This is a genomic window from Sulfitobacter sp. 1A13496 (assembly GCF_043557225.1).
GTDB classification, from domain to species: Bacteria; Pseudomonadota; Alphaproteobacteria; order Rhodobacterales; family Rhodobacteraceae; genus Sulfitobacter; species Sulfitobacter faviae.
The window spans coordinates 305,163-328,909 of record NZ_JBIFFP010000002.1; the positions used below are offsets into that span (position 1 = coordinate 305,163).

Annotated in this window: 23 protein-coding genes and 1 other RNA gene; 13 read left to right on the forward strand and 11 right to left on the reverse strand. The window is 64.4% G+C overall.

The window, feature by feature from the left end; translation table 11 throughout:
• Positions 1 to 62: 62 nt before the first annotated feature.
• The 3 genes from ACGYLX_RS08245 (at position 63) to ACGYLX_RS08255 (ending at position 1,975) form a co-directional block, all read left to right on the forward strand.
• The gene (locus ACGYLX_RS08245; RefSeq protein WP_394448518.1) at positions 63 to 797 is read left to right on the forward strand and encodes an energy-coupling factor ABC transporter ATP-binding protein; all 735 of its coding nucleotides are present in this window, start codon (positions 63 to 65) and stop codon (positions 795 to 797) included.
• Entirely contained in the window at positions 772 to 1,368 is a 597-nt protein-coding gene (locus ACGYLX_RS08250; protein ID WP_394448521.1) for a CbiQ family ECF transporter T component, read from the forward strand. The genes ACGYLX_RS08245 and ACGYLX_RS08250 overlap by 26 nt, the downstream gene beginning before the upstream one ends.
• A gap of 61 nt (positions 1,369 to 1,429) precedes the next feature.
• Positions 1,430 to 1,975 (forward strand): biotin transporter BioY, encoded by a 546-nt coding sequence (locus ACGYLX_RS08255; RefSeq protein ID WP_394448524.1) that lies wholly within the window; start codon positions 1,430 to 1,432, stop codon positions 1,973 to 1,975.
• A 31-nt stretch (positions 1,976 to 2,006) separates the two neighbouring features.
• Here the strand turns inward: ACGYLX_RS08255 and ACGYLX_RS08260 are convergent, their stop codons facing one another.
• Together ACGYLX_RS08260 and ACGYLX_RS08265 are read right to left on the reverse strand one after the other, a co-directional pair.
• The gene (locus tag ACGYLX_RS08260) at positions 2,007 to 3,113 is read right to left on the reverse strand and encodes an acetyl-CoA C-acyltransferase (protein WP_394448527.1); all 1,107 of its coding nucleotides are present in this window, start codon (positions 3,111 to 3,113) and stop codon (positions 2,007 to 2,009) included.
• Positions 3,110 to 4,339: a fatty acid--CoA ligase family protein gene (locus tag ACGYLX_RS08265; RefSeq protein WP_394448530.1), complete on the reverse strand. Its 1,230-nt coding sequence runs from the start codon at positions 4,337 to 4,339 to the stop codon at positions 3,110 to 3,112. The genes ACGYLX_RS08260 and ACGYLX_RS08265 overlap by 4 nt, the downstream gene beginning before the upstream one ends.
• 97 nt (positions 4,340 to 4,436) lie before the next feature.
• Between ACGYLX_RS08265 and ACGYLX_RS08270 the strand changes: the two genes are divergently transcribed.
• Positions 4,437 to 5,447, forward strand: a complete 1,011-nt coding sequence (locus ACGYLX_RS08270; protein ID WP_394429433.1) for an NAD(P)H-quinone oxidoreductase — start codon at positions 4,437 to 4,439, stop codon at positions 5,445 to 5,447.
• 162 nt (positions 5,448 to 5,609) lie between these two features.
• Here the strand turns inward: ACGYLX_RS08270 and ACGYLX_RS08275 are convergent, their stop codons facing one another.
• Positions 5,610 to 6,254: a ribonuclease T gene (locus ACGYLX_RS08275; protein WP_394448534.1), complete on the reverse strand. Its 645-nt coding sequence runs from the start codon at positions 6,252 to 6,254 to the stop codon at positions 5,610 to 5,612.
• Between the two features lie 123 nt (positions 6,255 to 6,377).
• Here ACGYLX_RS08275 and ACGYLX_RS08280 point away from each other — a divergent pair, with 123 nt between their 5' ends.
• From ACGYLX_RS08280 to ACGYLX_RS08290, 3 genes are all read left to right on the forward strand, one after another.
• Complete coding sequence (locus ACGYLX_RS08280; protein WP_394448537.1) at positions 6,378 to 7,157, forward strand: DUF1013 domain-containing protein; 780 nt, start codon at positions 6,378 to 6,380, stop codon at positions 7,155 to 7,157.
• 119 nt (positions 7,158 to 7,276) lie between these two features.
• The gene (locus ACGYLX_RS08285) at positions 7,277 to 8,398 is read left to right on the forward strand and encodes an endonuclease/exonuclease/phosphatase family protein (RefSeq protein WP_394448540.1); all 1,122 of its coding nucleotides are present in this window, start codon (positions 7,277 to 7,279) and stop codon (positions 8,396 to 8,398) included.
• A gap of 186 nt (positions 8,399 to 8,584) precedes the next feature.
• Positions 8,585 to 9,763, forward strand: coding sequence for a type III PLP-dependent enzyme (locus tag ACGYLX_RS08290; protein ID WP_394448543.1), 1,179 nt, complete (start codon positions 8,585 to 8,587; stop codon positions 9,761 to 9,763).
• Positions 9,764 to 9,841: 78 nt separating this feature from the next.
• On the opposite strand, the gene recR is transcribed toward ACGYLX_RS08290, so the two are convergent.
• The 4 genes from recR to ACGYLX_RS08310 form a co-directional block, all read right to left on the reverse strand.
• Positions 9,842 to 10,435: a recombination mediator RecR gene (gene recR / locus ACGYLX_RS08295; protein WP_394448545.1), complete on the reverse strand. Its 594-nt coding sequence runs from the start codon at positions 10,433 to 10,435 to the stop codon at positions 9,842 to 9,844.
• A 54-nt stretch (positions 10,436 to 10,489) separates the two neighbouring features.
• Positions 10,490 to 10,834 carry a YbaB/EbfC family nucleoid-associated protein gene (locus ACGYLX_RS08300; protein ID WP_007118099.1) on the reverse strand — a complete coding sequence of 115 codons (345 nt, stop codon included), beginning with the start codon at positions 10,832 to 10,834 and terminating at the stop codon, positions 10,490 to 10,492.
• A gap of 51 nt (positions 10,835 to 10,885) precedes the next feature.
• Entirely contained in the window at positions 10,886 to 12,649 is a 1,764-nt protein-coding gene (locus tag ACGYLX_RS08305) for a DNA polymerase III subunit gamma/tau (RefSeq protein WP_394448548.1), read from the reverse strand.
• Positions 12,650 to 12,726: 77 nt separating this feature from the next.
• Positions 12,727 to 13,089, reverse strand: a complete 363-nt coding sequence (locus ACGYLX_RS08310) for a YidH family protein (protein WP_394411230.1) — start codon at positions 13,087 to 13,089, stop codon at positions 12,727 to 12,729.
• A gap of 63 nt (positions 13,090 to 13,152) precedes the next feature.
• Between ACGYLX_RS08310 and ACGYLX_RS08315 the strand changes: the two genes are divergently transcribed.
• On the forward strand, positions 13,153 to 13,986 hold the full coding sequence (locus ACGYLX_RS08315) for a neutral zinc metallopeptidase (RefSeq protein ID WP_394448550.1): 834 nt from the start codon (positions 13,153 to 13,155) through the stop codon (positions 13,984 to 13,986).
• Positions 13,987 to 14,114: 128 nt separating this feature from the next.
• Here the strand turns inward: ACGYLX_RS08315 and ffs are convergent.
• Together ffs and ACGYLX_RS08325 are read right to left on the reverse strand one after the other, a co-directional pair.
• An RNA gene (ffs, locus tag ACGYLX_RS08320) (signal recognition particle sRNA small type) lies at positions 14,115 to 14,212 on the reverse strand.
• Positions 14,213 to 14,249: 37 nt separating this feature from the next.
• Positions 14,250 to 16,094 (reverse strand): 5'-nucleotidase C-terminal domain-containing protein, encoded by a 1,845-nt coding sequence (locus ACGYLX_RS08325; protein WP_394448553.1) that lies wholly within the window; start codon positions 16,092 to 16,094, stop codon positions 14,250 to 14,252.
• Positions 16,095 to 16,259: 165 nt separating this feature from the next.
• Here ACGYLX_RS08325 and nudC point away from each other — a divergent pair, with 165 nt between their 5' ends.
• Both nudC and ACGYLX_RS08335 read left to right on the forward strand, forming a co-directional pair.
• On the forward strand, positions 16,260 to 17,228 hold the full coding sequence (nudC, locus tag ACGYLX_RS08330) for an NAD(+) diphosphatase (protein ID WP_394448661.1): 969 nt from the start codon (positions 16,260 to 16,262) through the stop codon (positions 17,226 to 17,228).
• A gap of 72 nt (positions 17,229 to 17,300) precedes the next feature.
• Positions 17,301 to 17,774, forward strand: coding sequence for an SRPBCC family protein (locus ACGYLX_RS08335; protein ID WP_067268594.1), 474 nt, complete (start codon positions 17,301 to 17,303; stop codon positions 17,772 to 17,774).
• A gap of 21 nt (positions 17,775 to 17,795) precedes the next feature.
• Here ACGYLX_RS08335 and ACGYLX_RS08340 read toward each other — a convergent pair whose 3' ends face one another.
• On the reverse strand, positions 17,796 to 18,653 hold the full coding sequence (locus ACGYLX_RS08340) for a prephenate dehydratase (protein WP_394448555.1): 858 nt from the start codon (positions 18,651 to 18,653) through the stop codon (positions 17,796 to 17,798).
• 154 nt (positions 18,654 to 18,807) lie between these two features.
• Here ACGYLX_RS08340 and ACGYLX_RS08345 point away from each other — a divergent pair, with 154 nt between their 5' ends.
• Together ACGYLX_RS08345 and ACGYLX_RS08350 are read left to right on the forward strand one after the other, a co-directional pair.
• Positions 18,808 to 19,308, forward strand: coding sequence for a c-type cytochrome (locus tag ACGYLX_RS08345; RefSeq protein WP_394448557.1), 501 nt, complete (start codon positions 18,808 to 18,810; stop codon positions 19,306 to 19,308).
• Positions 19,309 to 19,432: 124 nt separating this feature from the next.
• The gene (locus ACGYLX_RS08350) at positions 19,433 to 20,254 is read left to right on the forward strand and encodes an alpha/beta fold hydrolase (protein WP_394448560.1); all 822 of its coding nucleotides are present in this window, start codon (positions 19,433 to 19,435) and stop codon (positions 20,252 to 20,254) included.
• Positions 20,255 to 20,295: 41 nt separating this feature from the next.
• Here the strand turns inward: ACGYLX_RS08350 and ACGYLX_RS08355 are convergent, their stop codons facing one another.
• A complete protein-coding gene (locus ACGYLX_RS08355) occupies positions 20,296 to 21,549 on the reverse strand; it encodes a GAF domain-containing protein (protein ID WP_394448563.1) in 1,254 nt (417 codons plus the stop codon).
• Between the two features lie 266 nt (positions 21,550 to 21,815).
• On the opposite strand from ACGYLX_RS08355, the gene ACGYLX_RS08360 reads away from it, so the two are divergent.
• The gene (locus ACGYLX_RS08360) at positions 21,816 to 23,744 is read left to right on the forward strand and encodes an extracellular solute-binding protein (protein ID WP_394448567.1); all 1,929 of its coding nucleotides are present in this window, start codon (positions 21,816 to 21,818) and stop codon (positions 23,742 to 23,744) included.
• Positions 23,745 to 23,747: the final 3 nt, after the last annotated feature.

Genomic DNA, 23,747 nt, shown 5'->3' on the forward strand with positions numbered 1-23,747 from the left:
GGGCTTCCCCGCCCGCGCGGCAGGTGGTAGGGCGGGGCACCCGGTTTTACCACAGGCGCCCGATGACCAATCCGACCCTTCCGCTCATCGTTATTGACAGCATCAGATACACCCCCGGGGGCACGCCGGTGCTGCGGGGCGTGAGCCTGAGCTCCGATGCCGCGCGGATCGGCGTCGTGGGCCGCAACGGCTCGGGCAAGACCTCTTTCGCGCGGGTTCTGTCGGGGCTGGTGGCCGCCGATGAGGGGCAGGTGCGGATTGCCGGGGTCGATGTGGCCCACGACCGCCGCCGCGCGATCGGGGCGGTGGGCATCCTGTTTCAGAACCCGGACCATCAGATCATCTTTCCCACCGTGGAAGAGGAAATCGCCTTTGGCCTGCGGCAGATGGGCCAATCCAAGGCCGAGGCCGCGCGGGGCGTGGCGGCGATCCTTGGTCAATTCGACAAGCGCCATTGGGCGCAGGCGTCGATTCACCAACTCTCCCAAGGGCAGCGGCAGTTGGTTTGCCTGATGGCGGTCTTGGCGATGCAGCCACGGGTGGTGGTGTTGGACGAACCCTTTGCCGGGCTCGACATCCCCACGCGGTTGCACCTCGAACGGGTTTTGGCGGGACTGGAGCTGACGCTGGTCCATATCACCCACGATCCGGCGGCGGTGGCGGCATACGATCACGTTCTCTGGCTAGAGCGCGGCGAGGTCGTCCAGCAAGGCAGCGCCCGCCCGGTGCTGCGCGCCTTTGAGACGCGGATGAAGGAATTGGGGGCGAGCGATGATCTCTCTGACCTCGCCGGTTGAGACCCGCGCCCATGGCTGGCCCGCCGGGGCCAAGCTGGGGGTGCTCTGCCTGGCCACGCTGCTGCTCTTCGGGGTGGAGGAGCCGGTTTGGCAAATCCTCTTCTGTGCCGGGATGCTGCTGCTCTATGCCCTGCCGGGGCGGGCCTTCCTGCGGGCCGGCTTGGGGCGTCTGTGGATGCTTTGGCCTTTTGTCGGGCTGATCCTGCTGTGGCATGTCTTGACCGACGATGCGGAGGCGGGGCTTGTGATCGCGCTGCGGATGGTCACCGCCGTGGGGCTTGCGAACCTCGTCACCATGACCACGAAGCTCAGCGATATGATGGGGGTGGTGCATTGGCTCGCCGCCCCGCTGCGCCGTTTCGGGCTGCGTACGCGCAGCCTTGAGTTGGCCGTGGCGCTGGTGGTGCGTTTCACCCCCGTACTGGCGGCCAAGGGGCAGATGCTGTCGCTGGCGTGGCGGGCGCGGTCGCGCAGGCGGGCGGGCTGGCGCGTGGTGATACCCTTCACGGTTCTGGCCATCGATGACGCCGAACATGTGGCCGAGGCGCTGCGCGCGCGGGGCGGTCTGTAATGCTTGACCGGGGCAGGGGGGTGGCCTAGGCAATGGAAAATTCAACCCAAGGATCCTTCCAATGGAACGCAATCTGACCATGATCGCCCTCTTTGCCGCGTTGATCGCGGCGCTGGGCCTGATTCCGAAATTCACGCTTGGCTTCGGCGTGCCGATCACGGCGCAGTCGCTGGGTGTCATGCTCTGCGGCACGGTGCTGGGCGCATGGCGCGGTGGCCTTGCGGCGCTTTTGTTCGTGGCGCTGGTGGCGCTGGGTCTGCCGCTTCTGGCCGGGGGCCGTGGCGGTCTGGGCGTCTTTGCTTCGCCGACTGTGGGTTTCCTCGTCGGCTTCCCGATCGGGGCTTTCGTGACCGGCTTTATCATGGACCAGTGGCGCAGTGCCCCGGTGGGTCTCGCGGCTGGGGTGTCGGCGGTCCCGGGCGGCATCCTCGTGGTCTATGCCTTCGGCATCTTCGGCATGATGATGACGCTGAACAAAACGCTGGTCGAGGCGACCCTGCTGGTCCAAGCCTTCATCCCCGGTGACCTGATCAAAGCCGTGCTGGCGGGGTTCATCACCTCCGGTCTGGCCAAAGCGCGCCCGGCAAGCCTGCTGTCGCGCAGCTAAACGATTGGCCCGCTCCTCAAGGGGCGGGCCGCTACAGCCGCATCAGCGCGGCAGAGCCGATCCCCCCGGCGGCGGCAATCGCCGCCAAGCCGGTGCCCGATCCCCGCGCCACCAATTCATGCCAAAGCCGCACCGCATTGATCGCGCCTGATGCGCCAATCGGATGCCCGCGCGCCAAAGCGCCGCCGCCCCTGTTGACGATCCGCGGCGCGATCCCCGCGCCGGTGACGCAGGCGATGGCCTGCACGGCATAGGCCTCCATGATCTCGGCGCGGTGCAGGTCGTTGGCTTTCAATCCGCTTTGACGAAAGACTTCTCCGATGGCCACCAATGGGGCCAGTCCTGGCTCTTCGGGGCGGCTGCCCTTCGTCGCCGCTGAGATAAGTTCTACTTTCGGCGCGGCGAGGTCCGCCGCCACCCGTTCTGACACGACGACGCAAAAGGCGGCGGCATCGGCGGCGACGGCGGCATTGGCAGCGGTGATGTCGCCGGAAAGCACCTTGGCCCGGCTGCATAGCGCGGGGGTGAGGCGGCGGGTGAAGGCCTCGGTTGAGACGCCTGCGAGCGGCACCAGTTCCGCTTCGGTTGGGGGCTGTGCGCGGGCCTTCGCATGGCTTTCCACGGCCCAGTCATCCTGTTCTGCGCGGGAAATGCCTTGGGACCGACCAAGCGCCGCGGCGGCCTCCGCCATGTCGGGGTCGCGGTCGGGCCATGGGGTGAAGGGCGCTTGGGCATAGGCCTCAGCCGGGCGGCCATCGGCGAAAGTGCGGTAGCGCAGCGGCTGGCGAGAGTAGCTTTCGGCCCCGCCCGCCACGACGATATCGGCGGCCCCGGAAAGGACCATCTGCCGCGCCAGCGCCAGCGCATCCAATCCCCCCGCGCATTGCCGGTCGATGCTAAGCCCCGCCACCTGTTCGGGCAGCCCCGCGGCCAAAGCGATGCTGCGCGCGGGGTTGCCGCCGGGGCCGAGGGCGGTGCTGCAAATCACCTCGTCGACCTGCGCAGGGTCCAGCCCCGCGCGGCTAAGGGCAGCAGAAAGGACCGGCGCGGCAAGCTCGGGCAGGGAAAGATGCGCCAGCGCCCCGCCGCGCGGGGCGACCGGGCTGCGGCAGGCCGAGACGATATAGGCGCGGGTCACCTTTGGCCCTCCACCCAATCCGAGAGGCCGCGCAGGTCGGGCTTGCCCGAGGGCAGCAGGGGCAGGTCGGGGCAGAAGTAGACGCGCCGGGGGGAGGTGAGGGGCCCGAGCGTCGCGCGGCAATGGGCAATGATCTCTTCGGCGGGCGGCTCTCCTGCCGGGGCTTCGACCACCGCGACCAGATGCTGCCCTCGCAGCGCATCGTTTCGGGGCAGAACCGCGCAGGGCAGACCGGTTTGGACGCTGATCACGGCCTCCACCGTTTCGGGGAAAACCATCTGGTCGGCGATCTGCACCATGCGCTGCCGCCGCCCCTTGATCCAGAGGTTGCCCTTGGCATCCAGCGCCCCCATCTCCCCCACGGTCACGAAGCCCTCCTGCCAGCGGGTCTCTTCGCTGTGGCCGAGGGCGTAGCCATCGAAGAGGTAGGGGCTGCGCACCCAGATCTCACCAACATCAGTTGTGGGTTCACCCTCAGCATTCATCAGACGCAGCTCGACACTGGGGTAGGGGCGGCCCACCGCGCCTTCGGGCGTATTGGCATCGGCCAGCGTGATAAAGCTCGTCTCTGCCGCGCCGTAGAAAACATGCACCGCCGCTCGGGGGCAGAGCCGCCCCACCGCCGCCCGGGTCGCCGGATCGAGCGCGCCACCGCCGCAAAGGACCAAGCGCAGCGATGGCAGCGGGGCGGCGGCAGCGCGGGCAAGCAGGCGCAGCTGGGTCGGCGTGGCGTAGAGGATCGTCGCTTCAGCCTCGGCGATCCGCTCTGCCTGCCGCCGGGGGGCGTGATCCGCCAGCACATGCGCGTCGAGGCCAAGATGCAGCGCTTCCAGCACCGCATAGAGCGATAGGGAATGGCTGAGCTGCCCCAACACGGCGACGCTGTCGCGGGGGGTAAGGGCGAAACGGTCAGCATTGACCTCAAAACTGGCGATCCAAGAGGCTTGGCTGCGTCGGACCGCCTTGGGCCGCCCCGACGCGCCGCCGGTCAGGGTGAGAAAGGCCGCGGGCGGGCAGGAGATGTCATCGGGCAGGGGCCAGTCGCTGAGGCAAAAGGGGGCCTGCTGGGTGATCGCTGTGGTTAGGGCGGCCAGCGCGTCGAAGGCCGGAGTGGCGGGCAGGGTGCGGAAGCTGTCGTGCTGGCCTTCGGGTGCGCGGGGCAGTTCCTGTTCCCCTGCATAAAGCCGTGCGGCCTCATGCCATTTGAACCTGCCTTGCCCGCGCATCCGCCTCTCCCTCCTCCGTCGGGTCTCAAATTCCGGGTGCACGCCCCGGGGCCGCCCGTTAGGCTGCGGCGAAACCAGACCCGAGGATACTTCAGACATGACAGAGACCATGCGTGCAATCGAAATCACCGAACCCGGCGGTCCGGACGTTCTGCAAGGCACCACCCGCCCGCGGCCCCAGCCGAAACACGGTCAGGTCATCATCAAGGTCGCCTATGCCGGGGTGAACCGCCCCGATGCGCTGCAACGCGCGGGCCGCTACGCGCCGCCCGCCACCGCCAGCGATCTGCCGGGGTTGGAGGCCTCGGGCGAGGTGGTCGAAGTCGGGCCGGGGGTGACGACGCTGGCCCCGGGCGATTTGGTCTGCGCCCTGCTGCCCGGCGGCGGCTATGCCGAATATGTCGCCACCCCCGCGGCGCATTGCCTGCCCATTCCCGAAGGCATGGGGCTGAAAGAGGCCGCCTGCCTGCCTGAGACCTTCTTTACCGTCTGGTCGAACCTTTTTATGCGCGGTGGGCTGAAGGCCGGGGAGAAAGTGCTGATCCACGGCGGCTCTTCCGGGATCGGCACCACGGCGATCCAACTGGCGCGCATCTTGGGCGGGCGGGTTTTCGTGACCGCGGGCACCGATAGCAAATGCGCGGCCTGTATGAAGCTGGGGGCCGAGGTGGCGATCAACTACCGGGATACGGATTTCGTCGATGTCGTGCAGGCCGAGGGCGGCGCGGATGTGATCCTCGACATGGTGGGCGGCAGCTATATTAACCGCAACCTCAAGGCTTTGGCCGAGGACGGCAGGCTGGTGCAAATCGCGTTTCTGCAAGGGGCCAAGCAAGAGGTGAACTTCGTCACGCTGATGACCCGCCGCCTGACCATGACCGGATCGACCCTGCGCCCACAGAGCGATTTGGCCAAGGCGCGGATTGCAGAGGAGCTTTTGCAGAATGTCTGGCCCCTGTTGGAGCAGGGCCGCGTCGCGCCGGTGATGGACAGCACCTATGACCTGTCCGAGGCGAATGACGCGCACCGCCGGATGGAAGCCAGCGGCCATATCGGCAAGATCGTCCTGAAGGTGGGCGGTGAACTGCAAGGCGGAGAAGATCAGTAAAACTTGAGACAGTAACGGATTGTTAACCAGTAATTCGTTTACTGGAGGCACGGGTGGCCGGGACGCTGACCACCCGTGTTGGAGAGAGAGCCGAAAGGCATTGAATGCGGGGGAGGAAATTACGCCTCTCCCGCTTTCGCCAGACTATAGGCCCGGATGGGTCTAGCGCAGAGGGGTGAACAGCGCGTTATCAAGCGTGCAGTCCCGCCGAACGTCCGGCCCGCAGGGGATGAACTCAAGCTCGCGGGACAGGCAGATGCGCGCCTCTTGGATGTGCCCTTGCTTGCAGGTGATGGTGATCCCCCGCGCGGTCAGGTCCGGGTTCGCTTTGAGGAAGGCCTCTTCCACCACCGCGGCGGGGAGGGACACGGTACGGTCGAGCTTGCGAAAGACCTCGGGGCGCTTGATGCGGGCGTAGGCCTCCCGCGAGAGGGCGAAGTAATCCGCCGGGTCCAACCCGCTGCAAGATCCGTGTTTCTTCCACTGGTGCCATGCCAAGCCACCGGTGCCCATGATATCGGCCATCGCCCCGGTCTGGGCACGGCTGGGCGGGCGGCGGCCGCTTTGGCAATAGGACGGGTATCCCCGTGTAAACTGGGGCCAGAGGCCATGCAGGGTCCAGCCGTGGTCTTTCGCGGCGTCGCATTGCGGAGATTGCCGCGCATCGCCGGTCAATTCGCACCAATTGGGCGACCATGACAGGGACATGACGTAGTAATAGAATTCGCCCGAACGCGCCCCTTCGGCCAGCGTGGCGGTGGGGGCGATCAGCCCGAGGATCAGCAGACAGGCGCGCAGTGGCCGCATTGGGTCTTCCCTTATGACGTTTGAGCCAGTATACAGCCGCCAACTTCCCCGACAATGGAGACCGTTCTGCTCAGCAGGACAGCCTTTCAGGCGACGGGAAAATTGCGTTTTTAGGAGAGTGACATGGCAAAACCGATTATGGCCAAAGCCACCGCCGTTTGGCTCGTGGACAACACCACCATCAGCTTCAAGCAGATCGCCGATTTCGTCGGCATGCATGAACTCGAAGTGCAGGGCATCGCCGATGGCGACGTGGCGCAGGGGGTGAAGGGTTTTGATCCGGTTGCCAACAACCAGCTGACCCAAGAAGAGATCGACGCGGCGCAGGACAATCCGCTGCACAAGCTGAAGCTCAAGTTCAACGCCGCCGCCGAAGGCGAAGAGAAACGCCGCGGCCCGCGCTACACCCCGCTCAGCAAACGTCAGGACCGCCCGGCGTCGATCCTGTGGCTGGTCAAGTTCCACCCCGAACTGTCCGACGGTCAGGTCAGCAAGCTGGTGGGCACCACCAAGCCGACGATCCAAGCGATTCGCGAGCGGACGCATTGGAACATCGCCAACATCCAACCGATCGACCCGGTCGCGCTGGGCCTGTGCAAACAGTCCGAGCTTGATGCCGCCGTGCAAAAGGCTGCCGCGAAAAAGGCCGCCGCGGGCGAGGTGATGAACGACGACGAGCGCCGCAAGCTGGTCTCGACCGAGCAGAGCCTCGGCATGGACAGCGAGCCGAAAATCCCTACGGCCATCGAAGGGCTGGAAACCTTCACCCTCTCCGGCAACAGCGCGGATGACGAAGAGGAAGAAGATCACTCCAAGGGCGATTACTCCGACGCCGACAGCTTCTTCTCGCTGCCCGACAGCACCGATGAAGACGACGAGGACGAAGACAAGGCCAAGGGCTAAGCCCCCTAGGGGCGGTGTGGCGAAAGGAACTTTCGCCGTAAAGATGTGTTAGAATGACAGGGCGTCGGTTTCTCCGGCGCCCTGTTTTGTTTTGTAAAAAAGGCGCATCGCGCCGGGGGATGGAATTGGAAACGGCATTGGACTGGATGATCTGGGGACTGGCGGGGCTGCTGATACTGTGCAGCCTGCTGCCGCTGAGCAAGCTGCCCTTCGGGGCGATCCGCGGGCTGGCCTTCCCTCGGGAGCAGTTTCTTGCTTTGGCGCTGTTGCTCGCAATTGCGTTCGCTGTCTCGGAAGGGGTGACGACACCCTCTGGCATGGCCGGGATCGCGCTGATGCTGGGCGTGGCCGCGCTTCATGCGCTCTATATCACCAAATTCACGCCGCTTTGGCGCAAACAATCCTTGGCTGCCTCGCCCGAGTTGCGCCGCGCAACGGACCGCCATTTCAGCCTGCTGGCGGCCAATGTCAAAAAGTCCAACCGCGATTATGGCAAGCTGATCGCTGTGGCAGAGGCGCGGGTGCCGGATATCTTCATGGCGATCGAGGTCGATCAGGCGTGGATCGACGCGCTGGATGATGGACTGGGCAAGAACTACGAACACCGCGTCGACGTGCCGCTCGACAATGGCTACGGGCTTTGCGTCATGTCGAAACTACCACTCTCGGAGGTCGAGGTGCGTGAGCTGGTCACCGAGGAGGTGCCGTCGATCCGCGCACGGGTGCATTTGCCTATAGGGGAGGATTTTCGCCTCTATGTCGTGCACCCCGAACCGCCCGTGATCGAACATGATACAAAGGGGCGCGACAGTGAGATCGCTTTGGTCGGCATCGAGGCCGAGAAAGATCCGCTGCCTGCCGTTGTCTCGGGTGATCTCAACGATGTGGCTTGGTCCACCACGACCCGACGCTTCCAGCGGCTCTCTGGCCTGTTGGACCCGCGCGTCGGGCGCGGCATGTACAACACCTTCAGCGCGACGATGCCGTGGATGCGCTGGCCCTTGGATCACCTTTTCCATGACCCGCAGTTCCGTCTGCTTGAGATGGACCGCTTGGATAAGATCGGATCGGATCACTTCCCCATGTGGTTCGTGCTCGCCTTGGCCGAGACCGAAGCCGCCGAGAGTGACCCTGAGGTGACCGATCCCGAAGAGGAACAACAGACCAAAGAAATGATCAAAGAAGAACGTAAAAGAGACCGCGAACCAATCGGCAGCGATTGGGAAGACGAGGAAAACTAACAAATTGCCATGGGGGCAATTTTACCCCTTGTACGAATCCAAAAACGGCGTATGTGGCGCGTTACAGACGCCAACGCACGCGCCTCTGGCCGGTCAGTTCCCACTCTGACTGACCCGCGTTTATGTAGCGACGGTAACGTCTCTTGAAACGACACGCGGGGAACCAGCCCCACCTGCTCTTTGGAGATGACCATGAATGCTACAGTCACCGGCGCCCTGCGCGCCGCACCGTCCTTTCACGCCGACCCGGCTGCGGCATATATCGCCGCCAACAGCTTTGACAAGCCCACGCTGGTGATCAGCCGTGACCGTGTGGCCGCGCAATATGACGCGCTGCACAAGGGCTTGGGCGACGCGCATATCCACTACGCGGTCAAGGCGAACCCGGCGCCGGAGATCATTCGTCTGCTGGTCAAGAAAGGCTCCGGCTTCGACGCGGCTTCGCGGGCCGAGATCGAACTGTGCCTGAGCCAAGGGGCGAAGCCCGAAAACATCTCTTTCGGCAACACCATCAAACGCGCTTCGGACATCGCCTTCGCCCATTCGGCGGGGGTGACCCTGTTCGCAGCCGACAGCGAAGCGGAGCTCGATAAGATCGCCGCCCATGCGCCCGGCGCGCGGGTCTACCTGCGCTTGATCGTTGAAAACTCCATGGCCGACTGGCCGCTCAGCCGGAAGTTCGGCTGTGCCGGTTCGGCGCTGCCCGCGCTTCTGAACCATGCGGTTGCCGTGGGTCTTGTGCCCTTCGGCCTGTCCTTTCACGTCGGCTCTCAGACCCGCAAAGCGGAGTTCTGGAACCCGGTGCTGGATCAGGTGGCCCCCCTGTGGCACGCCGCCCGCGCGGATGGCCATGACCTGCAACTGCTGAACCTCGGCGGCGGTTTCCCCGCGTTCTACGGCGAAAACATCGAAGCGCCGCGCGCCTATGCCGCGGCCGTGATGCGCGCTGTCAAAGCCCGCTTTGGCGACGTGCCGCAGGTCATGGCAGAGCCGGGCCGTGGTCTGGTGGCCGAAGCCGGGCATATCGCCGCCGAAGTCATGCTGGTCAGCCGTAAATCCGCGGACGATCTGCACCGCTGGGTCTATCTGGATATCGGTCGTTTCTCGGGTCTGGCCGAAACCGAGGGCGAAGCGATTCGCTATCAGATCGTCACACCGCATGACGGGGAAGAGACCGGACCCTGCGTTCTGGCCGGCCCGTCCTGCGATTCGGCGGATATTCTCTACGAAAAACGCCCGATCCACCTGCCTTTGGCCCTGCGCGATGGCGATAAAGTGATGATTCGTGCTTGCGGAGCCTACACAAGCTCTTACAGTTCGGTTGGGTTCAATGGATTTCCGCCGCTTGATGTGATCGTGCTCTGACAGCACGATCTGCGTCGCCCCGGAAAAGGGCCGTCTGCTTTGGGAGGAGCGGGCGGCCCGCTTTGATTCTGGGGGTGTTTAAAGCGACTTGCGCGCCCGCATCGCGGCGGTGATCGTCCCGTCGTCGAGGTAATCCAACTCCCCGCCGATCGGCACACCTTGGGCGAGCGACGTCAGCCGCACGCGGCCCTCCAATTGATCCGCGATGTAATGTGCCGTGGTCTGCCCGTCGATCGTGGCGTTGAGCGCGAGGATCACCTCGGTCACCCCTTCGGTATCGATCCGATCCACAAGGCGCGGGATGCGCAATTCCTGCGGGCCAATGGCGTCAAGCGCCGAGAGCGTGCCGCCCAGCACATGATAGCGCCCTTTGAACACGCCGGAGCGTTCCATCGCCCAGAGGTCGGCCACGTCTTCGACCACGCAAAGCTCTCCGTTCGCGCGTTTTTCCGAGGTGCAGATGTCGCAGATGTCGGCGGTGCCGACGTTGCCGCAGTTCAGACATTCGCGTGCCGTGGCGGCGACGGTCTGCATCAGGTCGGACAGGGGCGTCAGCAAAAGCGCGCGTTTGCGGATCAGGTGCAGCACCGCCCGCCGGGCCGAGCGGGGGCCAAGGCCGGGCAGTTTCGCCACCAGCTCGATCAGGGCGTCAATATCGCGGGTAGAGCTCAAGAATGGCACCTATGGGCGTTGAAAGAGGGGCGGGACCGGCCCGCCCCACCGGGATCAGAAGGGCAGTTTCATGCCCGCGGGAAGGCCCATGCCTTCGGTCAGCTTGCTCATCTCGGCCTGTGCACGTTCCGAGGCTTTGCTCTGCGCATCCTTGATGGCGGCGAGGATCAGGTCTTCGACCACTTCCTTCTCGTCTTTGTTGAAGATCGACGGGTCGATATCGAGGCCCTTCAATTCACCCTTGGCGCTACAGGTCGCTTTAACGAGGCCCGCACCGGATTCACCTTCGACGGTGATGTTGTGCATCTCCTCTTGCAGTTCGGCCATCTTGCCCTGCATTTCCTGCGCTTTTTTCATCATCCCGGCCATATCGCCGAGGCCGCCTAATCCCTTGAGCATCTGGGTCTCCTTGTTGCGTTGTCGTTTATATGTGGCGCGGGGGCCGGGGGATCAACCGTCCTCGAACGGATCCCATTCGTCTTCGACTTCGGGCAGCGCCTCTGCCGTGGCGGCGGCGGCGATGTCTTCTGGGGTGCGGATCGCGGTGATCCGGGCCTTGGGAAACTGCGCCAGCACCGCCTGCATCATCGGGTGGTCCTCGGCCTGTTTTTTCAGCGCCAGTTCACGCGCATCGCGGACCTGCGCGATGGTCTCGGCCCCGCCCTCGTTGACCAGCGAGACGGCCCAGCGGTTGCCGGTCCAGAGTTGCAGTTTCTGCCCCAGCCGCTGCGCCATATCGCGCGGCGCGTCGTCGGTGGGGACAAACTCGATGCGGCCCGGCTGGTAGGCGGCAAGTTGCACGCAGGTTTCCACCTCAACCAGCAGCTTCACGTCGCGGTTCACGCGGATCAACTCGACGACATGTTCGAATGTCGGAAAGCGGGCCAGCGCAGCGTTGAGGTCTTGCGCCAGTGCCGTGGTCTGCCCTTGCGGGCCGGGGTTGGAGGCCATGCGCTGCTGCGCCTGTTGCACGGCCTGCGCGCCGGTGTTGCCCTGCGCGGCACCATTGCCACCGCCGCCCCCGCCGCCAACGGGGCCGGGGGGCGGGGGCGGGCTGCTGTTTTGCAGCTTGCGGACCAGTTCCTCGGGCGAGGGCAGATCGGCCACATGGGTGAGGCGGATCACGGCCATTTCGGCGGCCATCATCGCGTTGGGCGCGGCTGCGACCTCGTCCAGCGCCTTCAGCAGCATCTGCCAGAGCCGCGTCAGCACCCGCATCGGCAGGGTCTCGGCCATCTGCTGGCCGCGGGCACGTTCCTCAGGGGCGATGGTGGGATCTTCGGCGGCATCGGGCGTGATCTTCACGACCGAGACCCAATGGGTGATCTCGGCCAGATCGCGCAGCACCGCCATCGGGTCGGCCCCATCGGCATATTGCGCCGAAAGCTCGGTCAGCGCGGCGCCTGCATCGCCGCGCAGCACCATGTCAAAAAGGTCCAGCACCCGGCCCCGGTCGGCCAGCCCCAGCATGGCGCGCACCTGTTCGGCCCCGGTCTCGCCCGCGCCGTGGCTGATCGCTTGGTCCAGCAGCGAGGTGGCGTCGCGGGCCGAGCCTTCGGCGGCGCGGGTGATCAGCGCGAGGGCGTCATCGGTGATCTCGGCACTCTCGGCGGTGGCGATCTTGCGCAGCAGGGCGATCATCACCTCGGGCTCAATCCGGCGCAGGTCGAAACGCTGGCAGCGCGAAAGCACCGTCACCGGCACCTTGCGGATCTCGGTGGTGGCGAAGATGAATTTGACGTGTTCCGGCGGCTCTTCCAGCGTCTTGAGAAGCGCGTTGAACGCTCCGGTCGAGAGCATGTGCACTTCGTCGATGATATAGACTTTGTACCGGGCCGAGGCGGCGCGATAATGCACCGAGTCGATGATCTCGCGGATGTTGGCGACGCCGGTGTTTGAGGCTGCGTCCATCTCCATCACGTCGACATGGCGGCCTTCCATGATGGCGGTGCAATGTTCGCAAACGCCGCAGGGGTCGGTCGTCGGCCCACCGTTGCCGTCCGGCCCGATGCAGTTCATCCCCTTGGCGATGATCCGCGCCGTGGTCGTCTTGCCGGTGCCGCGAATGCCCGTCATCACAAAAGCCTGCGCGATCCGGTCGGCGGCGAAGGCGTTCTTCAGCGTGCGCACCATGGCGTCTTGGCCAACGAGATCGGCAAAGGTTTCGGGCCGGTATTTGCGGGCCAGAACGCGGTAGGCGGATGTATCTGTCATGGTGCCCCAGATCGGATTCGGTCAAGGCCGTAAACTATGCGCTCCGCGCCGTGGCGTCTACCGTGCTTGCGGAAAGCTCAGAGCATCCAGAGGATCGCGCCGACCCCGGCTGAGGCAAAGGCGAGGATCGCCGCCAGAACCTTCATGCGGCTGTTGGGCTGGGCATTGGCGTGATGGTCGCTCAGCCGCCTTTGGGTTTTCGCCGCCGACGCCTGCGCGGCCCAGTAGACGTAAAGTGCGGCTAAGATGAAGACCGAGGCCACGGCTTTCGCCACCCAAGTCGGCTCGAACTCTCCGAACACGGCGCGCAGACCGATCGCCACGGCGACGGCGGCCATGCCGGTGCGCATCCAGCCCGCAAAGGTGCGTTCATTGGCAAGGATCGTGCGATCCTCGGCCCAGTCGGTGCGGTCTTCGGCTAGGTCATTCTTATCACTCATTGAACCAAACTGCGCCTTGCGCGTTCATGTGGCAATAGGCTTTAACAAGACGAGGGACGGTTCATGCGGTTGGGTGGAATTGGGCGGAGCAAGAATGTCATCCGACGCAGTGGAAAGGCCGGCAAGGCCGGGGGTCTTGGATTGGTCGGCGTCTTGGCAGTAATGGCCATCGGCTATTTCACCGGCATCGATGTGACGCCGCTGTTGACCGGCCAAGGCGGCGGTCAGGTCCAGCAGTCCCGCCCATTGAGCGACAGCGAAGACCCGCAGGTCGATTTCGCCGCCCGCGTGCTGACCACGACCGAACAGGTGTGGGGCCGGATTTTCCAAGACCAATTGGGTGAAACCTATACGCCGCCCAAGCTTGTGGTCTTTGAGAATGTGACCCAAAGCGCCTGCGGCGGGGCTTCGGGCGCGACGGGACCGTTTTACTGCCCGGCGGACAATATGGCCTATCTCGACACCGCGTTTTTCCGCACGTTGGACCAGCGTCTTGGTGCCGGGGGCGATTTCGCGGCGGCCTACGTGATCGCCCATGAGGTCGCGCACCATGTGCAGAATGAGATCGGCGTTCTGCCGCAGGTGGCCCGGATGCGGCAGCAGTCTTCCGAGGTTGAGGCGAATGCCCTGACCGTGCGTCTTGAACTGATGGCCGATTGTTTTTCTGGCATCTGGGCCTCGAACGTCGAAGGCTTGATGGAGAAGGGTGACCTTGAAGAGGCGCTGAATGCTGCGCGGATGATCGGGGATGATCATTTGCAGCGACAGGCCGGTCAGGTGCCGCAGCCGCATACTTTCACCCACGGCACGTCTGAACAGCGCGCGCGTTGGTTTGAGCGCGGGTTTGAGAGTGGCCAGATTGTGGCTTGCGATACGTTTGAGGCGGATCGGTTGTGAGGCGGTGCTCGTGGTGCCCATGGGCGGGGCATCCCAGAATGTCAGAATGATTCAGAAACGTCTGCTACCCCTCTCATCGCTTCTGCGAAGCGACTGCCGGGGCGTCGCATTGCTGCGCAATGCGACGGTGGTGAGAGGTTGATAACGACCCAAGCGGGGCTCGTTACGGCTGCTTCCTTCCGGATCTGACCGGGTTGGCGAGGCGCTTGCCCGCACCAACCTCTCAAGGCCCATATAGGAGGGCATGGAGCGAAGTGCAAGCCTCACAAGCGGATCGCGATTTGGGCGAAGCCCGAGGCGGTCATGCCGCGCGGGGTGGGCGACAGATGGGCGATGTCTTGTAAGAAGGGCAGGGCCTCGGGCGAGGTATAGAGAACCGCCTGCGCCCCCGCCGCATCGAAGCGCCATGGCGGCGTATCCGACCATGGGCACTCCTGCGGCGTAGCGAGAGCGGCAATTAGCGCGTCGGACAGCGGAAGCGGGCTGCGCAGGGCGACGTCATCCCCCGCCGCGCGGTCAAACCCGCCGCCGCCTGCCGCGCGGAACTGGTTGGTCGCGAGTAGAAACTTTTGGTCTGGCCTCACCGGTGCCCCTTGCCATGACAGCGCAGTGATCCGTCTGCCGCGGGGGCGGCAGGGGTCAATGGCATAGGTAATGCCAAAAATCGTGTCGCAGTGAAACGGTGGGCGGCAGGGGTCGAGTAGCGGGCCGGGGGTGCTGCCGAGCGGGGCAAACACCTCTGCCGCTTTTTCCAAACGGCGCCGCAGGTCGGCACCGGTAAGGCGCAACGCCCAGACCGCGTTTCGATAGGGAAGCAGCCCGGCGATATGGCGGCGTTGCACCGCGCCCGGCGGGATATGCAGGAAATGCCCCGGCCCGCCGCGCCCGCCTGCCGTATGTGCCGCCGTGGCGGCGAGGATCGGGAGCTCGCTATCCGCCGTGCCCGCGACCCCTTGGCGGATCACCTCGGCTTGCGCGCGGGCGCTGAGTGCATCGATGGGTGTGGGCATGGCGAGGGCAAAGTAGTTGTGCAGCGCGGTGTCGGTATGGCCGACCACCTCCTCCAGATGTCTGCGCACGCCAATGTGGCTGACCCGGGCCGCGCTCAGCACCGTGGGGTCGGCCAGCGTTTGTGTGCTGTTGTCGCGCAGGTGGCTTTGATGGCCCGACACCGTCCAACGCCCCTGCGCATCCCGTACAAGGGCCAGATCCAGCACCGCCAAATCGGACCCCCCAAAGCCCGGCATCGCCGCCGGACGGTCGGACAGCGTGCCGGCCTGCGTATCAACCCCCTCGCGCGGGCCGTGGTCCTCTCCGGGAAAACGAAGATGGGTGTGGCCGGTGATCACCGCGTCGATCCCGTCGATCTGGGCCAAAGTGCAGATGTCTTCCTCGGTGGTGATTTCACCTTCATGGGCGATACCCATATGGGCCAGCAGCACGGTCAGATCGGCCCCCTCTGCCCGCAGCGTTAGTGCGGCGCTGCGCAGGCTTTCGAGCGGGCAAATGATCTCGGCCTCATTCTCCAAAACCTCGCGGTTCCAGATCGCGGTTCGGCCCGGCAGGACGGAAAGCAGGCCCACCCGCAGCCGAGAAGAGGGATGCCCCGCAACGGCAGGCAGCAGACACGAGACGACGGCCCAACGGCGCAGCGGGCCGGGGTCGGTCAGATGCAGATTGGTCGAGATCAGCGGCATGTCCAGCGCCCCGGCCACGGCGCGCAGATAGGGCAGCCCATGGTCGAGGTCGTGATTGCCAAGGCCCAGACCGTCATAATGCAGATGGTTCACACAGGCGACAAGCGGATGCGTATGGGTGACCGGCTTCTGCGCCAGTTGATCGCCCAGGGCATTGCCCTGCAACAGATCGCCATTGTCGAGCAAGATACAGGCGGCCCCCTGTTCCGCCGCCTCCGCCCGGGCGGTGCGGATCAAGGTGGCGATTCCGGCCAGCCCGTGATGCCCGACCGAACGGTCACCCACATAGTCATGCCCCAGGATCTGCATATGCAGATCGGTCGTCGCCAGAATGCGCAGACGTGCCTCGGCCGGGATGCCACCCTCAGGGGGAACGACACCGGTCGAGGCATATGTGCTGCGCCTGTTCACCGAAAAGGTAAGTACTCGTCAAATTTTGCAACTTAAAGATGTTTTGATATGACCAGATTTCAACCGATCTGGCAAGGGGGCTTGGGATTGCCAATCTCTCATGCGCCGTGGCATGGCTGGGCGAAACGCCAAAAGCCTGTATCGGGCCTGTATCGGGAGAGCGCCATGCGTCACGCGGAGACGGTAACCTTTGGAGGCTCGGCCCTTGATCGGGCGGGGGAGATACGCGGCAATCCGGAAGCCTTGGCGCAATTGCGCGCCGACCCGGCGGCGCGGGCGGTGGTCTTTTGGCGCGGCAAGCCGCTGATCGCGCCCGAACGCCCCGCCGCTTTGGCGCGATTGGCGATGGATCACCCCGTCTTGCAAGAGGCCGAAGGCACGGCGATCTTGCTGGGGCGCGAGGATGGGGCGCCGCGCTTTGCGGTCGATATCTCCGGCTGGGAACCCCCCGATCTGGATCAATCGCAACTGGGCGCGTTCCTTGACCCCACCGAACAGCGCCATCCGCTTTTGGGCGATGACATGGCCTTTGCCGAATTGCGGCGGGTGATGACATGGCTCGATCCGCGCGATGCCGAACTGGCGGCCAGCGGCAAGGCGATCCTCGGCTGGCACGAGACCCACCGCCATTGCGCGCGCTGCGGCAGCGCCACCGATCTGGCACAGGGTGGCTGGCAACGGGTCTGCCCTGACTGTGGCGGCGCGCATTTCCCGCGCACCGATCCGGTGGTCATCATGCTGATCACCCACGGCAACTCGGTCCTCATGGGGCGCTCCCCCGGTTGGCCCGAGGGGATGTATTCCCTGTTGGCGGGCTTTGTCGAACCGGGAGAGACGGTAGAGGCCGCTGTGCGGCGGGAGGTCTTTGAGGAGGCGGGCGTGCAGGTCGGCGCGGTGCGCTACCTCTCCAGCCAGCCATGGCCCTTTCCGGCGTCCCTCATGCTGGGCTGTGCGGGGCAGGCGCTGAGCCGGGAGTTGACCATCGACCCGGTTGAGATCGAAGACGCGCTTTGGGTCACCCGCGAAGAGATGATGGAGGTCTTTGCCGCAAGCCACCCGCGGCTTCTGCCCGCTCGTCGTGGTGCCATCGCGCATTTCTTGCTGGAAAACTGGCTTGCGGATAGACTGACCTGACACACCGCGCTGACGGGCCCGGACAAAGCGGCGCGGGTGGCAAATGCGAGCAGAAGAATTGGAACGGACCGAATGAAATTCTCCACCAAAGAAGACGTCGAAGCGCCGATTGAGGCGGTCTTTGACATGTTGTGCGATTTTGAGAGCTTTGAGCGGGCGGCGATGCGGCGCGGGGCCGAGGTGCAGCGCGCCGATGCCCTGCATCAGCCCGGCGTCGGGATGACATGGAAGGCGGTCTTCCCCCTGCGCGGCAAGCGGCGCGAGTTGACGCTAGAGATGGTGACCTTCGACCGGCCCAACGAGATGGTGATCGACAGCATGTCGCAGGGGTTGGCGGGGCAGATGTCCTTTGAATTGATGCCCTTGTCGCGCAACAGCACGCGTGTCTTGGTGGCGCTTGAGGTCAAGCCGCTGACCCTGTCAGCGCGGCTTTGGGTGCAATCGCTCAAACTGGCCAAGACCACGCTGACCCAGAAATACAAAGACCGCGTGGCGGAATATGCCCGCGGGATGGAAGAACGCTACGCCAGCGGCGTCAAGGTCTGAGCCTGCGCGCCTCGCCTCACCTCACATCCCGGTCGGCGCGCCCCGGCCGGGATGGGCGGGGTAGGCGCCGAGAATTTCCAGCTTGTTGGTGAAATACCCCAGTTCATCCAGCGCGCGTTTCACCGCCGGGTCTTCGGGATGGCCTTCGATATCGGCGTAGAACTGCGTTGCGGTGAAGGAGCCGCCGACCATATAGCTTTCCAGTTTGGTCATGTTGACGCCATTGGTCGCAAAGCCCCCCATCGCCTTGTAAAGCGCGGCGGGAATGTTGCGCACCTCAAAGACGAAGGTGGTCAGCATCCGCTCGGCCCGGCGCGAGAGGTCAATCTTGGGCGCCATCAGCAAAAAGCGAGTGGTGTTATGGTCCATATCCTCAATATCGCGGGCCAGCACGGTGAGGCCGTTGATCTCTGCCGCGACCTCGCCTGCGAGAACGCCATCGGTGCTGCCCTCGGTCGCGGCGAGTTCGGCGGCGGCCCCGGCGGAATCGGCGGCGGGTTCAGAGGTGATGCCATGTTGCTGCAAAAAGCTGCGTGCCTGAGGCAAAAGCACCAGATGTGCGCGGACATGTTTGATGTCGTCCAGTGCCACGCCGGGGCGGGCCATCAGCGCGATGCGCACCCGCACGAAGGCTTCGCCGATGATATGCAGCCCGCTTTCCGGCAGCAGGCGGTGAATGTCGGCCACCCGGCCATAGGTCGTATTCTCGACCGGCAGCATGGCCAGCTCGGCGCGGCCCTCGTTTACGGCCCGGATAACGCCTTCGAACGACTGGCAAGGCACCGGTTCCATGTCGGGGCAGGCCTGAAGGCAGGCCTCGTGACTATAGGCGCCAAGGGCCCCTTGGAAGGCGATGCGCGGCGTGGTCTGGGCGGTCATGGATCGTATCCTGCTGCAAAAGGCGCGGAGAAGGGCAATTGGTCGCGGTAACTACACCTTGCCTGCGCCAAGGGAAAGCAATAGATACGCGGGCAACGATGCCAAGAACCATGGCCCGCCCATGGTGCCAATACCAAGTGATGGACCCTGACGCATGTTCGATACAATGACCCTGACCAAAATCGCAGCCGGCGTATTCGGCGCCTGGTTGGTACTTCTGCTGGGCAAATGGGCGGGTGAAGAGATTTACCACGCCGATGCACATGGGGAAGCGTCCTATGTCATCGAAGTGGCCGACGCCGGTGGTGACGATGGCGGCGAAGAGATCGATTTTGCTGCCGTGATGGCCGAAGCCGATGCCGACAGCGGGTCGAAAGTGTTCCGCAAATGCGCCGCCTGCCACAAGGTCGACGGGTCCAACGCTGTTGGTCCGCACCTCGACGGTGTCGTTGGCCGCGATATCGCCTCGGTTGGCGATTTCGGCTATTCCGGCGCTCTGACCTCGCTCGAAGGCGATTGGACCCCGGAAGAGCTGAGCGCCTTCCTGCAAAGCCCCAAAGGCTACGCGCCCGGCACCACCATGGGCTTCGCCGGTCTGCGTAAGGTCGAAGACCGCGCCGACGTGATCGCTTACCTGCAAAGCGTTTCCAACTGATATCCCGCGCCATCGCGTGAGAGAAAGCCGCCCTCCGGGGCGGCTTCTGCGTTTGGGCGGGGCGGAACGTCTTATCCCTGGAGGTGTTGGGCCATGAAACGTCCACACCGAAAGGAGACGCGCCATGCAAAGCCACAAAACCACGGTCGATGGAATCGAAATGCGTTGGGAAGAGACGGGGGCGGGGGATCCTGTCATCCTGCTTCACGGCATTCCCACCTGTCCCGCGCTTTGGCGGGATGTCGCGCCCAAGATTACGGGCCGTCGGGTGCTCGCTTGGGAGATGCCGGGCTATGGGGCCTCGATCCCGCAGGGCGAGGGCCGCGATATCTCGGTCGCCAAACAGGCGGACTATCTGGTCGCTTGGATGCGCGATCTGGGCATCACGCGCGCGATCCTCGCGGCGCATGACCTCGGCGGCGGGGTCGCGCAGATTGCGGCGGTGCGTCACCCTGAGATGGTCAGCGGGCTGCTTTTGACCAATGCGATCAGCTATGATTCGTGGCCCGTTCCGCTGGTCAGCGCGGTGGCCAAGACCGGCGGCGTGGCGAAACATGCGCCCGATGGCTCATTCCACCAGTTGCTGAAGATGATGTTCTCGAAGGGGCATGAGACCGACGCCGCCGCCGAGGCTGCCTTTGACGCCCACGCCCCGCATTACGCGCAGCACGGAGAGGCCGAAGCCTTTGTCCGGCAGGCGCAGTCGCTGGACGTGGAAGACACGAAAGCCATCGCGGACAAGCTGCCCACCCTCAACATCCCCGCGCGGATCGTCTGGGGCGCTGCGGATGACTTCCAAAAGATCGAATATGGCGAGCGGTTGGCGAAAGACCTTAATGCACCCCTGCGTCGGATCGAAGGGGGCAAACACTTCACGCCGGAGGATCACCCCGAGGTGCTGGCGGATGAGATCAACGCGCTGATCCGCATGGTCGACGGGCAGTGATCGGATGCGGGGCGCGGCATAGTACGCGCCCCGTTTCGACTTTACTGAGCGGCGATCACCGGGGCGGTGGCATTCGCGGCGGCAATCCCGCCGATGTCGCAGCGCCAAGCGGGCAGGCGGATCACGGCGCGGCTTTGGCCTGCTTCCACATGCACCTCGAAATCCCCACCGTGCATTTCGATCAGCTTGCGGGTCAGCGGCAGGCCAAGGCCGAGCCCGCCCTTCGTGCTGCGGTGCTCCATCATGCCGCCGACGACGAAGGGTTTGTAAAGCTCGGCCAGATCGACGTGCTCATCGAATGAGCCGTTGTCGATGATCGAAATCTCGATATTGCCCTCGGCGTCTTTGAACGTCTCCAAGGCGATCTCACTGCCGCCATGCAGGACGGAGTTCAGCACAAGTGCCGTCACCGCCAATTCGATCTGGTCGCCGTCGATATGCATCTCCTCAAGCGGGAGACTGTCGCGGAGCGTGATGGTCTTGGGCGTCGCATCCGTGGTGGCGAAATGCAGGGCGGAGACCGATTGCAGAAGGTCGCTCAGGTTGCATTTCCGCTCGTTCAGGCGCAGCTCGCCGGTGCTGACATTGCTGTAGGAAATGATCGTCTCGATCAGGGCGCTCAGATGGTCGACAGACCGGCGGGCCGAGCGGATCAGGAGCGGATTGACCCCCTGTTCGGCCTTGGCCTCCAACATGCGCAGACTGCCGAAAAGAACCGTCAGCGGGGTGCGGAGTTCATGGCCCACCAGCGTCAGGAAAGTGGCTTCGGCGCTGTTGTCGGCCTTTTGCTCGGACGCGTCTGGCTGGGAGCGTTCAAGGGCCGCGACCACCATGCGGCCCATATCTTCCAACAGGGCAATCTGCTTCTCAGAAGGAGCCTCATGCGATTGCAGGTCCAGCGCGCACAGGCTGCCGAAGCGGTGGCCCGACGACAGGATCAGCGGCACACCGCAGTAATAGCGCGCCTCGGGGCCGCCCTCGGCGACCATGGGGTGACGCGCGAACCGGGGGTCTTTGCTGAGGTCGGGAACCACCAGCGGCGCGTCCGACATGATTGTATGGCTGCAAAACCCGGTATCTTTCGGCATCGGCTCCAGCGGGTAGCCGACCACGGATTTGTACCATTGGGTATCTGCCTCCACGACACTGATATGTGCGATCGGACAGTCAAGCAGGCGGCGGGTGGCCTCGCAAATGGTGTCGAACAGAGCTTCGTTCTCGGCGGTGAGGCCGGGCACATCGAAAACGGCGCGCAGACGGGCTTCTTCGTTAAAGGGAATCGGGTAGGTTCTCATGCTCAGCTCCAGTTTACGCATCGTTAATCTGAGTGAAGAATCTGTTAACTTTGGGGCGAGAAACGGGCTGGGCCGCGAAGATACAGGGGCAGCGGGCTACACTTTGTCGCGAGCTGGGGCGGGGGAAACCGCCAATCCGCGGGGCATGCTTTGCGGTGGACCGCCCGTGCGGGGCAACCTTACATATTCGCAACTTGTATCTTGGCGTCGCACAGCGTTAGCCTAGATGACGCCTATCCGGACTACGCCACGCTAAGGAGTGACCTATGCCCCGTGCCCAGACCCGCGCCGCGACCCGTCCTTCGGTCTTTGATGACCTGCCGCTCTGGCTCGCGACGCTGACGCTGATGGTGGCGGCCTTGCTGGCCGGTGCCGCCGTGGCACAGGAGCAGAAGATCATCAAAAGCCACGGCTATTCCTTTTACGGCGACCTGACCTATCCGGCGGATTTCGAGCATTTCGACTATGTGAACCCGGATGCGCCCAAGGGCGGGGAGATCTCGATCCCCTTCGTCGGCACGCTGGATTCGATGAACCCCTATTCCGGCAAGGGCCGCGCGCATCTGTTCTCGATCTTCGGTTTCGAGAGCTTGTTGGGAGAGGCCCCCTCGGGCGAGCCGCTGCCGGCGGATGTCTATGGCGAGAGCTACTGCCTGCTCTGCGAGAGCCTCGAATACCCCGAGGATAAATCCTGGGTCACCTTCCACATGCGCCCCGAGGCGCGTTTCTCGGACAGCACGCCGGTGACGGCGCATGACATCGTATTTTCGCACAACCTGCTGCTGGACGAGGGGTTGAAATCTTACGCCGACGCGGTGCGCAAGCGCATTCCCAAGGTCGAGGCGTTGGATGACCACACGGTGAAGTTCTACTTCGCCGACGGCATCTCGCGCCGCAGCCTGATCGAGACCGTGGGCGGCGTGCCCGCATGGCCGAAACATTGGTTCGAGGAGACCGGCAATACCCTCAAGGACAGTTGGATGGACCCGCCCCCCGGATCGGGCGCCTATATGGTCGAGAGCGTCGATCTGACCAAGCGCATCGTGCTGAAGCGCAACCCGGATTACTGGGGGAAGGACCTCCCGATCAACCGCGGCCGCATGAACTTCGACCGCATCCGGCTGGAGATCTTCAGCGACGACACCTCGGCCTTCGAGGCCTTCAAGGCCGGCGAATACACCTTCCGCGCCGAGGGGGATTCCAAGAAATGGGCCACGGGCTATGACTTCTCCAAGGTGAGTGAGGGTGCCATCGTGAAGGCCGAACTGCCCGACGGCTCGCCGCCCACGCCTTCGGGCATCATCTTCAACTTGGGCCGCGAGACGCTGCAGGACCGCCGCGTACGCGAGGCCGTGGCGCTGATGTTCAACTTCGAGTGGACCAACGAGTCGCTGCAATACGGGCTGTTCAACCACCGCGCCTCCTTCACGCAGGACACGCCGCTGATGGCGCAGGGCGCGCCCGAGGGGGCCGAGCTGGCGCTTTTGGAGAGCTTCGGCGATCTGGTGCCGGACGCGTTGCTGACCGAGCCCGCCGTGGTGCCGCATAGCTCCGACCCCGCGCGCCTGTTGGACCGTCGCAACGCGCGCCGCGCCTCCAAGCTGCTGGAAGAGGCCGGCTGGACCGTGCAGAACGGGATGCGCGTGAACGAGACAGGCGAGCCCCTGCGGCTGAACTTCCTGATGAACTCCGCCGGGTCGCCGACGATTTCGGCAGTGATCGAGAACTTCGTTGGTAACCTCACGTCCATCGGCATCGACGCCCGGCTCGAGAAGGTCGACAGTTCGCAATACACCGCCCGCGAGCGCGACCGCGACTACGACATGATCTATGACGCCTATGCGGCGTTCCTCGGCACCGGCACCGGTCTGGCACAGCGCTACGGCTCCGAGGCGGCTGAGTTCTCGCTCTTCAACCCGGCAGGCCTCGCCAGCCCGCTGGTGGACGCGATCATCGACGCCTCTCTGAATGCGGAGACAGCCGAGGAAGAAGACGCAGCACTTATGGCGCTCGACCGCGCGCTGCGGCACGAGTTCTTCATGATCCCGACGTGGTACAACGACAGCTACTGGGTGGCCTATTACGACCAGTATGACCACCCCGAGATCCCGCCCTACGCTTTGGGGTACCTTGATTTCTGGTGGTACGACGAAGAGGCCGCCCAGCAGTTGCGCGCCTCGGGCGCCTTGCGGTAAGGC